17 protein-coding genes are annotated in these 14,264 nt (G+C 68.5%); 15 read left to right on the plus strand and 2 right to left on the minus strand.

Annotation, left to right across the window (positions count from 1 at the left end; all coding sequences use genetic code 11):
* Positions 1-166: 166 nt before the first annotated feature.
* The 15 genes from AAW51_RS08115 to AAW51_RS08180 all read left to right on the plus strand — a co-directional run bounded on the left by AAW51_RS08115 (position 167) and on the right by AAW51_RS08180 (position 11,394).
* Positions 167-331: a periplasmic nitrate reductase, NapE protein gene (locus tag AAW51_RS08115; RefSeq protein WP_047194199.1), complete on the plus strand. Its 165-nt coding sequence runs from the start codon at positions 167-169 to the stop codon at positions 329-331.
* Positions 328-621: a chaperone NapD gene (locus AAW51_RS08120; RefSeq protein ID WP_047194200.1), complete on the plus strand. Its 294-nt coding sequence runs from the start codon at positions 328-330 to the stop codon at positions 619-621. The genes AAW51_RS08115 and AAW51_RS08120 overlap by 4 nt, the downstream gene beginning before the upstream one ends.
* A complete protein-coding gene (gene napA, locus AAW51_RS08125) occupies positions 618-3,110 on the plus strand; it encodes a periplasmic nitrate reductase subunit alpha (protein ID WP_047194201.1) in 2,493 nt (830 codons plus the stop codon). The genes AAW51_RS08120 and napA overlap by 4 nt, the downstream gene beginning before the upstream one ends.
* A 10-nt stretch (positions 3,111-3,120) precedes the next feature.
* Positions 3,121-3,606, plus strand: coding sequence for a nitrate reductase cytochrome c-type subunit (locus AAW51_RS08130; protein WP_047194202.1), 486 nt, complete (start codon positions 3,121-3,123; stop codon positions 3,604-3,606).
* A gap of 18 nt (positions 3,607-3,624) precedes the next feature.
* Positions 3,625-4,206, plus strand: coding sequence for a cytochrome c3 family protein (locus tag AAW51_RS08135; RefSeq protein WP_047194203.1), 582 nt, complete (start codon positions 3,625-3,627; stop codon positions 4,204-4,206).
* The gene (gene ccmA / locus AAW51_RS08140) at positions 4,206-4,829 is read left to right on the plus strand and encodes a cytochrome c biogenesis heme-transporting ATPase CcmA (protein ID WP_047194204.1); all 624 of its coding nucleotides are present in this window, start codon (positions 4,206-4,208) and stop codon (positions 4,827-4,829) included. The genes AAW51_RS08135 and ccmA overlap by 1 nt, the downstream gene beginning before the upstream one ends.
* A 29-nt stretch (positions 4,830-4,858) precedes the next feature.
* A complete protein-coding gene (locus tag AAW51_RS08145) occupies positions 4,859-5,485 on the plus strand; it encodes a heme exporter protein CcmB (RefSeq protein WP_047194205.1) in 627 nt (208 codons plus the stop codon).
* The gene (gene ccmC / locus AAW51_RS08150) at positions 5,482-6,261 is read left to right on the plus strand and encodes a heme ABC transporter permease CcmC (RefSeq protein ID WP_053013426.1); all 780 of its coding nucleotides are present in this window, start codon (positions 5,482-5,484) and stop codon (positions 6,259-6,261) included. Before AAW51_RS08145 ends, ccmC begins: the two co-directional genes overlap by 4 nt.
* Positions 6,258-6,425, plus strand: a complete 168-nt coding sequence (gene ccmD, locus AAW51_RS28995; protein WP_083438167.1) for a heme exporter protein CcmD — start codon at positions 6,258-6,260, stop codon at positions 6,423-6,425. The genes ccmC and ccmD overlap by 4 nt, the downstream gene beginning before the upstream one ends.
* Entirely contained in the window at positions 6,422-6,865 is a 444-nt protein-coding gene (gene ccmE / locus AAW51_RS08155; protein ID WP_047194206.1) for a cytochrome c maturation protein CcmE, read from the plus strand. The genes ccmD and ccmE overlap by 4 nt, the downstream gene beginning before the upstream one ends.
* Complete coding sequence (locus tag AAW51_RS08160) at positions 6,862-8,817, plus strand: heme lyase CcmF/NrfE family subunit (RefSeq protein ID WP_047194207.1); 1,956 nt, start codon at positions 6,862-6,864, stop codon at positions 8,815-8,817. The genes ccmE and AAW51_RS08160 overlap by 4 nt, the downstream gene beginning before the upstream one ends.
* The gene (locus AAW51_RS08165) at positions 8,814-9,338 is read left to right on the plus strand and encodes a DsbE family thiol:disulfide interchange protein (RefSeq protein ID WP_047194208.1); all 525 of its coding nucleotides are present in this window, start codon (positions 8,814-8,816) and stop codon (positions 9,336-9,338) included. The genes AAW51_RS08160 and AAW51_RS08165 overlap by 4 nt, the downstream gene beginning before the upstream one ends.
* Positions 9,335-9,748, plus strand: a complete 414-nt coding sequence (locus tag AAW51_RS31105) for a cytochrome c-type biogenesis protein (RefSeq protein WP_047194209.1) — start codon at positions 9,335-9,337, stop codon at positions 9,746-9,748. Before AAW51_RS08165 ends, AAW51_RS31105 begins: the two co-directional genes overlap by 4 nt.
* Positions 9,745-10,443 carry a tetratricopeptide repeat protein gene (locus AAW51_RS08175; protein WP_053013427.1) on the plus strand — a complete coding sequence of 233 codons (699 nt, stop codon included), beginning with the start codon at positions 9,745-9,747 and terminating at the stop codon, positions 10,441-10,443. Before AAW51_RS31105 ends, AAW51_RS08175 begins: the two co-directional genes overlap by 4 nt.
* A gap of 93 nt (positions 10,444-10,536) precedes the next feature.
* On the plus strand, positions 10,537-11,394 hold the full coding sequence (locus AAW51_RS08180; RefSeq protein ID WP_047197566.1) for an undecaprenyl-diphosphate phosphatase: 858 nt from the start codon (positions 10,537-10,539) through the stop codon (positions 11,392-11,394).
* A 33-nt stretch (positions 11,395-11,427) separates the two neighbouring features.
* Here the strand turns inward: AAW51_RS08180 and trmB are convergent, their stop codons facing one another.
* Positions 11,428-12,168 (minus strand): tRNA (guanosine(46)-N7)-methyltransferase TrmB, encoded by a 741-nt coding sequence (gene trmB / locus AAW51_RS08185; RefSeq protein ID WP_047194210.1) that lies wholly within the window; start codon positions 12,166-12,168, stop codon positions 11,428-11,430.
* A 48-nt stretch (positions 12,169-12,216) separates the two neighbouring features.
* Positions 12,217-14,181 carry a UvrD-helicase domain-containing protein gene (locus AAW51_RS08190; protein WP_169787994.1) on the minus strand — a complete coding sequence of 655 codons (1,965 nt, stop codon included), beginning with the start codon at positions 14,179-14,181 and terminating at the stop codon, positions 12,217-12,219.
* Positions 14,182-14,264 lie beyond the last annotated feature (83 nt).

Raw genomic sequence — 14,264 nt, forward strand, 5'->3', positions numbered from 1 at the left:
AAGGGCTGAAAACTTTGCTGATCTAGATCAACAAGCGGCCTCGTCGTGAGGACGCGGCCCGCCAGCGCGTCGCAGAATTCACAGCAGCAGGCATGACCGCTGCTCGCTACCTCGCAACACCTTGCCCGGTTGGCCCCGAGGCAAGGACCCCCACGAGGAGACAAGATTGCAGACGCCAGACAAAGACGCGCCCTCCACCTACCAGGAGGAGCTTCGAACCTTTCTGTTTTTGACCGTCGTCACCGCCCCCGTGCTCGCTGTCATGGTCGTCGGCGGTTACGGTTTCATGGTCTGGATGTACCAGCTCCTGACCGGGGACCTGCCGGGATGAGCGGCGAACCCCAACGCCGCGGCGACGAAATCCACATTGCCGGCTCGCTCGTACATGCCCGCCTCGCCGAGGTGGCCCAGGTCTGTGCGGCTATCGCAACCCTGCCGAACGCCGACGTCGTGCAAGCCTCGGTCGACGGGCGGCTGGTGGTGGTGCTGGAAGCCGGCAGCGCCCGCGACATCGTCGCGGTGCTCGACGAGATCCGCAACCTTCCGGGCGTGCTGAACGTGGCCCTGGTCTATCAGCACGCCGAACCTACCGCTGCCATGCTGGAGGAGATGACTCCATGACCACACGCCGGGACTTCATCCGCCAGACGGCCGCCACGACGACTGCGGCGGCGGCCGGCCTGCCCATTGCCGCCGAGGCCGCCAATGTCGTGACCGATGCGTCGCGCACGCAGTTGAAGTGGGCCAAGGCGCCCTGCCGCTTCTGCGGTGTGGGCTGCGGCGTCAATGTCGCCGTCAAGGATGGGCGCGTGGTCGCCACCCATGGCGACATCAATGCCGAGGTGAACCGGGGTATCAACTGCGTCAAGGGCTACTTCCTGTCCAAGATCATGTACGGCGAAGACCGGCTGACCCGGCCGTTGCTGCGCATGAAAGACGGCCAGTACGACAAGAACGGCGAGTTCCAGCCGGTCTCGTGGGACCAGGCCTTCGACGTGATGGCCGAGCAGTTCAAGAAGGCCTTGAAGGCCAAGGGGCCGAGCGCGGTCGGCATGTTCGGCTCGGGCCAGTGGACGATCTGGGAGGGGTACGCGGCCGCCAAGCTGTTCAAGGCCGGCTTCCGATCCAACAACATCGACCCCAACGCGCGCCACTGCATGGCCTCGGCGGTGGCCGGCTTCATGCGCACCTTCGGCATGGACGAGCCGATGGGCTGCTACGACGACATCGAGCAGGCCGACGCCTTCGTGCTGTGGGGCTCGAACATGGCCGAGATGCACCCGATCCTGTGGACCCGGGTCACCGACCGGCGACTGTCGGCGCCGCACGTCAAGGTGGCCGTGCTGTCGGTGTTCGAGCACCGCAGCTACGACCTCGCCGACCTGACCGTGACCTTCCGGCCCCAGACCGACCTGGCGATCCTCAACTACATCGCCCACCACATCATCAAGACCGGGCGGGTGAACCGCGAGTTCATCAACAAGCACACCCGCTTCATGATCGGCAACACCGACATCGGCTATGGCTTGCGTCCCGAGCATGCCCTGCAGCGCAAGGCGAAGAACGCCAAGGAGCCGGGCGGCGGCCGGCCGGCGACCTTCGAGGAGTACGCGAAGTTCGTCGCCGATTTCGACCTCGACAACGTCGCCAAGATGGCCCGGGTGCCGAAGGAGCGGCTGCAGCGGCTCGCCGAGCTGTATGCCGACCCGAAGGTCAAGGTGGTGTCGTTCTTCACGATGGGCTTCAACCAGCACACGCGTGGTACCTGGTGCAGCCATCTGCTCTACAACCTGCATCTGCTGACCGGCAAGATCTCGCTGCCCGGCAACGGCCCGTTCTCGCTGACGGGCCAGCCGTCGGCCTGCGGCACCGCACGCGAGGTGGGCACCTTCTCGCACCGCTTGCCGGCCGACATGGTGGTCACCAACCCCAAGCACCGCGCCGAGGCCGAGCACATCTGGAAGCTGCCGCCGGGCACCATCCCGGAGGTGCCGGGGTATCACGCCGTGCTGCAGAACCGCATGCTCAAGGACGGCAAGCTGAACGCCTACTGGGTGCAGTGCAACAACAACATGCAGGCGACGCCGAACATCCTGGAAGAGGCCTTGCCCGGCTACCGCAACCCGGCCAACTTCATCGTCGTCTCCGACGCCTATCCGACCGTCACCACGATGGCCGCCGACCTGATCCTGCCGACCGCGATGTGGGTGGAGAAGGAGGGCGCCTACGGCAACGCCGAGCGGCGCACGCAGTTCTGGCATCAGCTCGTCAAGGCCCCGGGCGAGGCCCGTTCGGACCTGTGGCAGCTGATGGAGTTCTCGAAGCGCTTCAAGATGGAAGAGGTCTGGCCCAAGGAACTGTTGGACAAGAAGCCCGAGTACCGCGGCAAGACGCTGTTCCAGATGCTGTTTCGCAATGGGGCCGTGGATGCCTTCCCGGTCGAGCAGATCGAGGCGGGCTACGACAACGACGAGTCCAAGGCCTTCGGCTTCTATGTGCAGAAAGGCCTGTTCGAGGAATATGCGCAGTTCGGCCGCGGCCACGGCCATGATTTGGCGCCCTTCGACACCTACCACCAGGTGCGCGGGCTGCGGTGGCCGGTCGTCAATGGCCGCGAGACACGCTGGCGTTATCGGGAAGGCTACGACCCGTATGTGAAAGCGGGCGAGGGCGTGCGCTTCTACGGCCAGCAGGACGGCAAGGCGGTCATCTACGCGCTGCCTTATGAGCCAGCGGCGGAGGAGCCGGATGCGCAGTTTCCCTACTGGCTCTGCACCGGCCGCGTGTTGGAGCATTGGCATTCGGGCTCGATGACCCGGCGGGTGCCGGAGTTGTACCGCGCCTTCCCGAACGCGGTCTGCTATCTGCACCCCGAAGATGCCAAGGCCTTGAACGTGAGGCGGGGCGACGTGGTCGAGTTGGTGTCGCGCCGCGGCTCGATGCGCACCCGGGTCGAGACCCGCGGGCGCAACAAGCCGCCGCGGGGGCTGGTGTTCGTGCCCTGGTTCGACGCCAGCCAGCTGATCAACAAGGTGACGCTCGACGCCACCTGCCCGATCTCGCTGCAGACCGATTTCAAGAAGTGCGCGATCTCGATCCGCAAGGTGTAGGAGAGCTGCCATGAAACTGCCCTCGCTTGCCGCCGCCTTGCTGCTGCTGTCGGGCCTCGCGCTCGCCCTGCCGGCACAGGCTGTCGATACCACCGACCGCATGCGCGGCGCACCGATCGACCAGACCACCGTGCCGCCGCCGATCGCCAACACCGACAACAGCGACGTCCGCCGCACCCGCAACTATGCGATGCAGCCGCCGGTGGTGCCGCACAAGATCGACGGCTACCAGCTCGACAAGAACGCCAACCGCTGCATGTTCTGCCATGCGCGCGCCAAGACGCAGGAAAGCCAGGCGCCGATGATCAGCGTCAGCCATTTCATGGACCGGGACGGCAACTTCCTGGCCGAGCTGTCGCCGCGTCGCTACTTCTGCCTGCAGTGCCACGTGCCGCAAGCGCAGCTGAACCCGCTGGTCGAGAACCGCTTCATCGATGTCGACACCTTGCTGAACGCACCGGCGCCGGCTGCCGGCACCCGGGGCCGCAAGAAATAGCCAGCGAGGAGCTGCGACATGTTCAAGTTGATGCGCCGTTACTGGACCGTGCTGTGGCGCCCGAGCCGCTACTTCAGCCTCGGCTTTCTGACCATCGTCGGCTTCGTCGCCGGCACCTTGTTCTGGGGTGGCTTCAACACCGCGCTGGAGTTGACCAACACCGAGCGCTTTTGCATCGGCTGCCACGAGATGCACGACAACGTCTACCAGGAGCTGCAGGGCACCATCCACTTCACCAACCGCAGCGGTGTGCGCGCGAAGTGTTCCGACTGCCATGTGCCGCACGAATGGACCGCCAAGATGGCGCGCAAGATGCAGGCCTCTAAAGAGGTGTGGGGCAAGATCTTCGGCACCATCGACACACCGGAGAAGTTCGCCGAGCACCGGTTGATGCTGGCCCAGAACGAATGGAAGCGCATGAAGGCGAACGACTCGCTCGAATGTCGCAACTGCCACGAGTTCGCCTACATGGACTTCACCCGCCAGAGCAAGCGCGCGTCCGAAGCGCACTCGAAGTACCTCGCCAGCGGCGAGAAGACCTGCATCGACTGCCACAAGGGCATTGCGCACCGCCTGCCCGACATGTCGGGTGTGCAGTGATGCTGGGCGTGCGCGACCTGGCGCTGGTGCGCGGCGAACGACGCCTCGCGAGCGGCTTGCAGTTCGACCTGCCGGCCGGCCGCGCCTTGCGCATCGCCGGCGCCAACGGCAGCGGCAAGACCACCTTGCTGCGCACCTTGTGCGGGCTGCGGCCGGCGCGCGGAGGTCAGGTGCTGTGGAATGGTGTGCCGCTGCCCCGCGCGGGTGACGCGCTGCGCGAGGAACTGGTCTGTCTCGGCCACCACGACGGCCTGCACGAAGACCTCACGGCTGCCGAAAACCTGCAGGTGTTGATGTCGCTCGGCGGCGAGGCGGTCACACCTGGTGCCATCGCGGCAGCGCTGGCGACCGCTGGGCTGCAGGGCCAACAATACCTGCCGGTGCGCAGCCTCTCGCAAGGCCAGCGCCGCCGTGCCGCTCTGGCGCGGCTCGCGCTGACGCGCAAGCGGTTGTGGGTGCTCGACGAACCGCTGGCCGCGCTCGACGCAGAGGGCCGTGCCGCATTCATCGCGACGCTGCAGCGTCACTTGCTCGGCGGCGGTTTGGCCGTGTTCACTTGTCATGCCGATTCATGGTCGCACACCGAATCGATACAGTGCTTGAGCCTCCCCGGGCCGCAGTGAGAGGGCCCCTGCTGGGGCCTCTCGCACTGATGTTCGGTCGCGGCGTGCGTCTGGCCTGGCGGCGGCGGGTCGACAGCGCCGCCTCGCTGGCCTTTTTCCTGATCGTCGCGGCGCTGTTCCCGCTGGCGCTGATGTCCGAGGCACGTTCGGGGCTGGCACCGGCGGCCACCTGGATCGCGGCCCTGCTCGCCACGACGCTCGGCAGCCTGCGGCTGTTCACCGACGACGCGGCCAACGGCGTGCTCGACCAGCTGCTGCTCGCGCCGGGCGGCACCGGCCTCGCGGTAGGCGGCCTGCTGTGCGCCCACTTCGTGACGGTCGGCGCGCCGCTGCTCGGTGCGTCGCCCTTGGTGGCGTTGTTCTACGACCTGTCGTTCGAACAGTGGGCCCGCCTGGCCGTGTCGCTGCTGCTCGGCTTGCCCGCGTTGTGCGTGCTGTCGGCCCTGGGCGCGGCGCTCACGCTCGGGGCCCGCGCCGGTGGCCTGTTGCTGGCCCTGCTTGTCGTGCCATGGGGGGTGCCGGTGCTGTTGTTCGGGATTGGTGCCGCGCAGGGAATATCCAATGGGGCAATGCTGCTGCTGGCCGCGGCGACGTTGTTTGCCCTGGCGCTCGGCCCGTGGGGGGTCGGCGCCGCTCTCAGGATGAACGCCGAATGAAGACACTCTGGCGTTACGCCTCACCGGCCGTGTTCGCGCCGCTCGCCGGGCGCTGGTGGCCGATATTCGCCGTCGCCGCCATCGGGTTCGCCGCGGTGGGCCTCTATCTGGCGTTTCTCGTCGCGCCGACCGATGCCCAGCAGGGCGAGGTCTACCGCCTGCTGTACCTGCACGTGCCGGCGGCCTGGATGTCGATGTTCATCTACTTCGTGATGGCCGTGTACGCCGGGCTGGGTCTGGTGTTGCACACCCGTTTGTCCACCATGATGGCCCGCGCGCTGGCGCCGACCGGCACGCTGTACTGCGTGCTGGCGCTGCTCAGCGGTGCCGTCTGGGGCAAGCCGACCTGGGGCACGTGGTGGGTGTGGGATGCACGGCTGAGTTCGCAGCTGATGTTGCTGTGCCTGTACCTCGGCTTTCTGGCCTTGCAGGATGCCTTCGACGACCGGGAACGCGGCGAGCGTGCGGCCGGCCTGCTGGCCGTGGTCGGCATCGTCAACCTGCCCATCATCTACTTCTCGGTGGTGTGGTGGAACACCTTGCACCAGGGCGCCAGTTTGTCGCCATCGGAGGGCGCCCGGGTGGCGCCGGTGATGCTGGCTGCGTTGCTGACGATGACGCTGGCGTGCTGGTCTCATGCCGTGGCCGCCGCGCTGGTGCGCGTGCGTTGCCTGATTGCGGAACGGGACGCGGACACGGTGAGCGCCGTGCGAGCGGCAACGTCCCCGGTGGCCGTGCCCGCCGCTGCAGCCGTACAGAAAGGAAGCCATCCATGAACATCGACTGGAGCCTGTTCTGGCATATGGGCGGGCAGGGGCCCTATGTGTGGGGGGCCTATGGCGCGGCGCTGGCGCTGGTGGCAGCCGAGGCGATCGGCTTGTGGCGGCGCGCCCGCCGCGTGCGCGAGCTGCGCCGCGAGACGGTGGAGGACCGTACATGACCCGAGGTGCCCAGCGGCGCTTGCTGTTGTTCCTGGCGGTCGTCGGCCTGCTGGCGGGCGGCGTGTCCCTGGTGGTGTTCGCCCTGCGCGACAACCTCGTGTTCTTCTACACGCCCAGCGACGTGAAAGCGCGCGGGCTCGCGGATCACCCGCAGTTCCGGCTCGGCGGCCTGGTCGAGCGTGGTTCGGTGCAGCGGGAGCCGGGCAGCTTGCGGGTGCGTTTTGTCGTCGCCGATGCACAGCACCGCCTGCCGGTGGTCTACCAGGGGCTGCTGCCCGACCTGTTCCGGGAGGACAAGGGCGTGGTGGCCGCCGGGCGCCTCGGCGCCGACGGTGTCTTCCACGCGCGTGAGGTGCTGGCCAAACACGACGAGAACTACGCGCCGCCGGGCACCGGCGGCGGCGCTGCAGAACGGCCGGCCTGGGTGCGCCCGCAATGATCGCGGAACTCGGCCACTACGCCCTCATCCTCGCCCTGTGCGTCGCGGCGACCGCGGCGCTGCTGCCGCTGCTGGGCGCGGAGCGGGACGCCGCGCTCGCACTGTCGGTGCAGCGGCGCGGTGCGGCCCTGTTGTTCGGCCTGTGCCTGGCCGCCGCGGCATCGCTGACCTGGAGTTTTGTCGTCAACGACTTTTCGGTGCGCTATGTGGCGGCGCACAGCCACTCGACCTTGCCGCTCACCTACCGCATGGCGGCCTTGTGGGGCAGCCATGAAGGATCGATGCTGCTGTGGCTCGTAACCCTGGCCGGTTGGACGGCCGTGGTCGCCTGGCGCGCCGTGGGCCTGCCGGATGTCATGGCGGTGCGCGTGCTCGGTGTGCTGGGGGCCATCTCGACCGGGCTGCTGTTGTTCGTGCTGCTGAGTTCCAACCCGTTTTTGCGCTTGATGCCGCCGCCGCTGGACGGGCGCGACCTCAACGCCTTGCTGCAGGACCCGGGCATGGTGTTCCATCCGCCGGCGCTCTATCTGGGCTATGTCGGGTTCGCAGTGCCCTTCGCGTTCGCGGTCGCCGCGTTGTGGTCAGGCCGGCTGCCGCCGGCCTGGCTGCGCTGGCTGCGGCCCTGGGTGCTGTTGGCCTGGGCGGCCCTGACGCTCGGCATCGTGCTCGGCAGCAGCTGGGCTTACCGGGTGCTGGGCTGGGGCGGCTGGTGGTTCTGGGACCCGGTCGAAAACGCGTCCTTGCTGCCGTGGCTGGCCGGCCTGGCACTGCTGCACGCGGTGTGCGCCGCCGAGACGCGCGAGCACTTCAAGCGCTGGGTGTTGCTGCTGGCGATCGCCTGCTTCGGGCTGAGCCTGATCGGCACCTTCATCGTGCGCTCGGGGGCCATCACGTCGGTGCATGCGTTTGCGACCGACCCGCGCCGCGGCCTGTTCATCCTGGCGCTGTTGGCCGCTTGCCTGGGCGGCGCGCTGATGCTGTACGCGGGCCGGGCGCATGCCATCGGCGGCGGCCGGCCGTTCGCGCCGGTGTCGCGCGAGTCGCTGCTGCTGTCCAACACACTGCTGTTCTCGGTCGCGACGGCCTCGGTGCTGCTCGCCACCTTGTACCCGATGGCGCTCGATGCCTTGGGTGCCGGCAAGATCTCGGTGGGCGCACCGTACTTCGAGGCGGTGCTGGTGCCCTTGCTCGCGCCCGCGGTGTTCCTGATGGGCGTGGGGCCGCTGGCGCAGTGGCAGAAGGCGCCGCTGCCCGCGCTCGCCCGGCGGCTGCGCTGGGCGTTCGTCGCCAGCGTGAGCGCCGCGTTGGTCGCGGCGCTGGTCGGGCGCGGCGGGGCCTTGATCGGGGTCGGCTTCTTCCTCGCTGCGTGGGTGCTGGCGTCGTCGATGACGGGGTGGCTGCGGCGTGGCAGCGTGCCACGCTCACGTGCTTACTGGGGCATGCAGCTGGCCCACATCGGCGTCGGCGTGTTCATCCTCGGCGTGACGGTGGTGCGTGGCTTCCAGATCGAGCGCGAGGTCCCGCTGGCGGTGGGCGACAGCGCGCCGGTGGGCGACTACGTGCTGCGCCTGGACGCGCTCGAGCCCTTCGAGGCCCACAACCATGGCGGCGTGCGGGCGCAACTGAGCGTGCTGCGCGAGGGTGAGGTGACGGCGGTGCTGAAGCCCGAAAGCCGCACCTATCGCGCGCAGGACATGACCGTGTCGACCCCCGCGATCCACGGCACCCTTTGGCGCGACATCTATGTCGCGATGGGCGACCGCACCGGGCCGCAGTCGTGGGGCCTGCGGCTGCAGTACAAGCCGATGATCTGGTGGGTCTGGGCCGGCTTTCTGATGATGTCGGCCGGCGGCCTGCTGGCCGCCTGTGATCGCCGTTACCGTCTCGCGACCACCGCGCCGGCGCTACAGCCCGCGCCTGGCTTGTCGGTGGCCTCGGGAGAGCCGCGATGAAGTGGCGTTATGCGGTGCCGCTGCTCGGGCTGCTCGGGTTGCTGGTGCTGTTCGTGTTCGGGCTGCGGCAAAACCCGCGGGCGCTGCCGTCGGCGCTGATCGGACGCCCCGTGCCGGCCTTCGCTGCGCCGCTGCTGTCGGCACCGCAACAAACGCTCTCGCCAGCGTCGTTGCGGGGCGCGCCGTGGGTGCTGAACGTGTGGGCCTCATGGTGTGCCGCCTGCCGCGAAGAACACGAGCCGCTGCTCGACCTGGCGCGGCGCGACGTGCCGCTCTACGGGCTGAACTACAAGGACAGCCGGGACGCCGCCCAGGCCTGGCTGCAGCGCTCCGGCGACCCCTACCGCAGCTCGGTGGTCGATGCCGAAGGCCGCATCGGCATGGACCTGGGCGTCTACGGCGTGCCCGAGACCTTCGTCATCGATGGCCAGGGCGTGGTGCGGTACCGGCATGCCGGGCCGCTGACGCGGGAGTTGATCGAGCGCGAGCTGTTGCCGCTGTTGACGAGCTTGAAGCGATGAAAGCCTTTCTGCTGAGCCTGACCAGCCTGCTGTGCATGTCGTGGGCACTGGCTGCCGCCCCCGACGAAGCGCGGCTGCAAGCCCTGGCCGCCGAGCTGAGGTGCCCCGTGTGCCAAAACCAGAGCCTGGCCGATTCCAACGCCGAGCTGGCGGCCGACCTGCGGCAGGAGATCCGCCGCCAACTCGAGGCGGGACATAGCGATCAGGAGGTGCGCGACTACATGGTGAGCCGCTATGGCGAGTTCGTGCTGTACGAGCCGCGCCTGGGGGGCCACACGCTGCTGCTGTGGATCGGCCCGTTCGCGATGCTCGGGGCCGCGGTGGCCGTGCTCGCATGGCGGGTGCGCCGGCGGGCGAGCGCGGGCACGACCGTTGAAGACGCGGCCGTGGCGCCGGAGAGCCGGCCATGAGTGGGCCACTCGCCGCCTTCTGGGTCGCCGCAGGCGGCTTGACGCTGCTCACCGTGCTGGCGCTCTGGTGGCCGTTGGGCGCGCAACGGGGCGCGGGGCACTCCGGTGCGTCGGGCTGGGTGCGGCCGGCGGGTTGGGTGCTGGCGGTCGGCATCCCGCTGGCGACCGCCTTTCTGTATTTGCAGCTGGGCGCGCCGCGCACGCTGGAGGCCGCCGCTCAGCCGCCCGCACACCGTCTCAACGAGGCCGACATGGCGAGCGCCGTGGAGACCTTGGCGCAACGGCTGAAGTCGCAGCCGGACGACCTGCAGGGCTGGTTCATGCTCGCGCGCTCCTACCAGGCGATGCAGCGCTGGCCCGACGCGGCCGCGGCCTACCGCGAAACCGTGCGGCTGGCACCCGACGAACCGCAGCTGCTGGCCGACCTGGCCGATGTGCTCGCGACTGTGCAGGGCGGCAGCCTCGAGGGGGAGCCGCGCCAACTGTTGGAACGCGCGCTGAAGCTGGCGCCGGACCATCCGAAGAGCCTGGCGCTCGCCGCGATTGCCGAGTTCCGGCAGCAGCGTTATGCGGTGGCGATTGGCCATTGGGAGCGTTTGCTCGCCGGGGAGCCAGCGGCATCGGAGGGTGCCGAAGTGGCCCGGCGGGGAATCGCCCAGGCGCGTGCATTGATGGGCACTGCGCCCTCACCTTAGGGAGCTCCGGTCCGGGGCGGTTGCGAAGCCACACAGCTTCCCGGCGGCGCGTCGTTATCATCGGCGGCGTTTTGCTACAGAGGGCTGGGTTCGGTGGACATTGTTGTACTGTTGAAGGCCGCGGTGATGGGCATCGTCGAGGGACTCACCGAGTTCCTGCCGATTTCATCCACCGGCCATTTGATCCTCGCGTCCTCGCTGCTCAACATGACCGGCGATGTCGTGAAGGTGTTCGAGATCGCCATCCAGACCGGCGCGATGATCGCCGTCATGTGGGAATACCGCGAACGCCTGCGCAACACGGTCGCCGGCATCACGTACGACCCGATCGCACAGCGGTTTGCGCTCAACGTGTTGATCGCGTTCGTTCCGGCGGTGCTGCTGGCCCTGGTGTTCGGCTCGTTGATCAAGGAACATCTGTTCCATCCGGTGCCGGTGGCCACCGCCTTCGTCGTCGGCGGCTTCATCATCCTGTGGGTGGAGCGGCGCCACCGTCGCCATTACGGCGACCGCGACCTGGAGGGCGGGCGGGTTGCCCGCGTCGAGACCGTCGACGACATGACGGCACTCGACGCGCTCAAGGTCGGCCTGGTGCAATGTTTGGCGCTGCTGCCCGGCACCAGCCGCTCGGGCGCCACCATCATCGGCTCGATGGTGTTCGGCTTCTCGCGCAAGGCGGCCACCGAGTTCAGCTTTTTCCTCGGCATCCCCACGCTGGTGGGAGCGGGCGTTTATTTGCTCTACAAGCAGCGCGAGCTGTTGAGCGTGGCCGATCTGCCGATGTTCGCGGTCGGGCTGGTGTTTGCCTTCTTCAGCGCCTTGCTGTGCATCCGCTGGCTGATCCGCTATGTGTCGACGCACGACTTCACGCTGTTCGCGTGGTATCGCATCGTGTTCGGCATCGTGGTGCTGGTGACGGCCAAGACCGGCTGGGTCACGTGGCACGCCTGAACGGGCAGGGGGCCGAGGCCCCGTGCCGTGCGCTCAGCGCTTGACGAACACCAGGTCCCAGACGCCGTGGCCCAGCTTGAGGCCGCGGTTCTCGAACTTGGTCAGCGGGCGGTAATCGGGTTTGGGCGCGTAGCCCTCGGCGGTGTTGCGCAGGGCCGGTTCGGCCGACAGCACCTCCAACATCTGCTGGGCATACGGCTCCCAGTCGGTCGCGCAGTGCAGATACCCGCCGGGCGCGAGGCGCGACGCCAGCAACGCCACGAAGGGCGGCTGGATCAGCCTTCGCTTGTGGTGGCGCTTCTTGTGCCACGGGTCCGGGAAGAACACATGCACGCCGGCCAGCGAGCCGGGCGTGATCATCTGTTCGAGCGCTTCGACCGCGTCGTGGCGCACGATGCGAAGGTTGGTCAGCCCTTGCTCGCCGATGCGCTTGAGCAGCGCGCCCACGCCCGGCTCGTGCACCTCGCAACCGATGAAGTTGTCGCCCGGGCGTACCGAGGCGATGTGAGCGGTGGCTTCGCCCATCCCGAAGCCGATCTCGAACACGGTGGGGGCGGTGCGGCCGAAGGCGGCGGCCACGTCCAGCGGCGCGGCCTGGTAGGGCAGGATGTAGCGCGGGCCGAGATCGGCCAAGGCGCGCGCCTGTCCCTCGGTGGTGCGGCCCGCACGCATCACGTAGCTGCGGATGGTGCGCGGGTGTTCGACGCCGGCCGGGACGGCAGAGTCGTCGGCGGGCGGGGGCGGTGTATCGGGGCTAGGCATCGGGGCGGACATGGGGTCGCATTGTGCCGCGGCTGGCGGCTCACTTGAGTTCACTCGAGCTCACTTGAGTTGTGCGAGGTAGGGGCTGGGCCGCTCGCGGTGGGCCAGCAGCGTCAGGCAGCGGCGGGCCCGGGTCATGCCGACGTAAAACAAGTTGGCTTCGTCGCGTTCGGCCGCCCCGGTCGCCGGGAGCAGCCCGCGCTCCAGCCAGGGCAGCAGCACCTGGTCGTATTCCAGGCCCTTGGCGGCTTCGATGCTGCCCAGCACCAGGTGTTCGGAGGCTTTACGCTGCTGCTGCCGCAACTCGGATTGGTTGAGCATCTGGAAGAACGCCGCCGCACTGCGGTGGCCGGCTGCCAGGCGCGTCAGCCCCTCCACGTGCCCGAGGGCTTCACGACGCCGTGGCTGTTCGACGAACACCGAGGCGGCCAGTGCCGGGATGTCGAGCGCCTGCAGGAAGTCCTGCAGCAGGGTGTCGGCCGGCGCCTTGCGTGCGGCCTCGACGGCGGCTGACAGGCGCCGGCGCACGTAGGGGTCGGCGTTTTTCAGCACCTGGTTCTCGAAGAACAGCCGCAGGATGCCCGGGTCTTCGACCACCGCGTTGACGGCCTCTTGCACCAGGCGGTCTTGCGACTGCTCGGGCTGGTCGTCGGCGACGATGCGGACGTCGCAGAAGAACACGAAGGCCTCGACGATACGCTTGCGGGTGTCGGGGCTGTCGATGCTCGCGAAGTTGTCGGTGGCCACCGCCAGCAGCCCCCGCACCAGCAGGATCTCGGGACGCAGCAGATAACTCTCGAAGCCGCGCGTGGCGTAGGCCAGGTCGGCCTCGAGCAGCTTGTTCTCGAGCAACACCGATTGGTGCGGATGGCGCAGCAGCACGGCGAACTCCGACATGCGGCGTTCCCCCTCGCTTTCGCGCCACTCGGTGGCCGCCTGCAGGACTTGCTCGACACATTCGTCGGCGTCGTCGTAGTGGCCCAGCCGCACGCGCGTTTCATGCGCACTGGCCGAGGCATACCGCTTGCGGGCGAAGCGCCCGGCCTTGGAGGCCAACGCCGACCCGAAGCGGAAGCTGGCGCTGAGCGGCAAGCGGGTGACGCTGCGGTGGTGGGTGCGCAGGGCCAGTTCGTCCTGCATGAATCTAACGTCGGCGCCCGCCACCTGGTGGATCACCTGGTCGTGGTCGCCGGCGCCGCAGAAGTAGCACGCGCGGTTGGTGTCGAGCAACTCGCACAGCACGAAAAACATCGCCTGGTTGAGGTCGTGCATCTCGTCGACCACCAGCACCCGCAGCTCGGTCGGCCAGCCCGGGGTGCCTTCGACCGGCTCGCCGGCGTGGATCAGCCGGGCCAGGTCGTAGGTGGCGTCGAACGGTCCGCGGAACACCGGCCGGTCGGGGTGGCCGCCGCGTCGCACCACGTTCTCGTACTGTGCATAGATGCGCAGCAGCGTGTAGTCGCGGTCGAGTGCCAGGGCCCGCTCGGGCGTCATCGGCCCCTCGTGTTCTTCGTCGAGCGCGAGCTGCATCGTGCCCTTCAGCTGCAGGCTCTCGCGCAGAAACGCCTCCACCGCACCGTGGTCGCCCCGTGCGGGCAATTGCAAGGCGTCGCGGTGCGGGCCGGGGTGCTCCTCGACGCCGAGGATCGCCTCCCACACCTGCGGTTTCAGCGCCTCGGCCGATTCGAGCTGCAGCACGCCCGGGCCCTCGAGGCCGCGCAGCACGTTGGCACAAAACGCTTCGAAGGTCTCGATGCGCAGGCGCTGCACGACCGGTGCCGGCATGCCGAGCTTCTTGAGCGCGGCGCGCAAGGCCTGCACGGCGGGCTCGGTGTAGGTCAGCCCGAGCATGCGGTCCGGCGCGATGCCGCGCTGCCAGCTCTCGGCGATGCGCAAGGCCAGCGTGGTCGTCTTGGCCGCGCCGGCGTTGGCCTCGACGACGAGCGTGTTGGCGGTGGCGGTTTGGATCGCCAGCTGTTCGTCGGTCGGCTGCAAAGACTTTGGCAGAAAGCGGGCCGTGCTCACGGGGTTCCTAAGGGCGGGTGGGGCGCCATTGTCGGCGCGCCCGGGGCAGGGCGACAAGCCGGGCCGGGCTCGACGGGCGGCGG

The sequence above is a fragment of the Caldimonas brevitalea genome (genome assembly GCF_001017435.1).
Lineage (GTDB): Bacteria > Pseudomonadota > Gammaproteobacteria > Burkholderiales > Burkholderiaceae_C > Caldimonas > Caldimonas brevitalea.

What these genes read in the sequence shown, in the direction of transcription:
- ccmD (WP_083438167.1), top strand. Translation starts at nt 6,258, where the DNA reads ATGAACATCGACTGGAGCCTGTTCTGGCATATGGGCGGGCAGGGGCCC.
- trmB (WP_047194210.1), bottom strand. Translation starts at nt 12,168, where the DNA reads ATGTCCGCCCCGATGCCTAGCCCCGATACACCGCCCCCGCCCGCCGAC.
- AAW51_RS08145 (WP_047194205.1), top strand. Translation starts at nt 4,859, where the DNA reads ATGTTCGGTCGCGGCGTGCGTCTGGCCTGGCGGCGGCGGGTCGACAGC.
- ccmE (WP_047194206.1), top strand. Translation starts at nt 6,422, where the DNA reads ATGACCCGAGGTGCCCAGCGGCGCTTGCTGTTGTTCCTGGCGGTCGTC.
- AAW51_RS31105 (WP_047194209.1), top strand. Translation starts at nt 9,335, where the DNA reads ATGAAAGCCTTTCTGCTGAGCCTGACCAGCCTGCTGTGCATGTCGTGG.
- AAW51_RS08160 (WP_047194207.1), top strand. Translation starts at nt 6,862, where the DNA reads ATGATCGCGGAACTCGGCCACTACGCCCTCATCCTCGCCCTGTGCGTC.
- ccmA (WP_047194204.1), top strand. Translation starts at nt 4,206, where the DNA reads ATGCTGGGCGTGCGCGACCTGGCGCTGGTGCGCGGCGAACGACGCCTC.
- AAW51_RS08130 (WP_047194202.1), top strand. Translation starts at nt 3,121, where the DNA reads ATGAAACTGCCCTCGCTTGCCGCCGCCTTGCTGCTGCTGTCGGGCCTC.
- AAW51_RS08120 (WP_047194200.1), top strand. Translation starts at nt 328, where the DNA reads ATGAGCGGCGAACCCCAACGCCGCGGCGACGAAATCCACATTGCCGGC.
- AAW51_RS08175 (WP_053013427.1), top strand. Translation starts at nt 9,745, where the DNA reads ATGAGTGGGCCACTCGCCGCCTTCTGGGTCGCCGCAGGCGGCTTGACG.
- AAW51_RS08135 (WP_047194203.1), top strand. Translation starts at nt 3,625, where the DNA reads ATGTTCAAGTTGATGCGCCGTTACTGGACCGTGCTGTGGCGCCCGAGC.
- napA (WP_047194201.1), top strand. Translation starts at nt 618, where the DNA reads ATGACCACACGCCGGGACTTCATCCGCCAGACGGCCGCCACGACGACT.
- ccmC (WP_053013426.1), top strand. Translation starts at nt 5,482, where the DNA reads ATGAAGACACTCTGGCGTTACGCCTCACCGGCCGTGTTCGCGCCGCTC.
- AAW51_RS08165 (WP_047194208.1), top strand. Translation starts at nt 8,814, where the DNA reads ATGAAGTGGCGTTATGCGGTGCCGCTGCTCGGGCTGCTCGGGTTGCTG.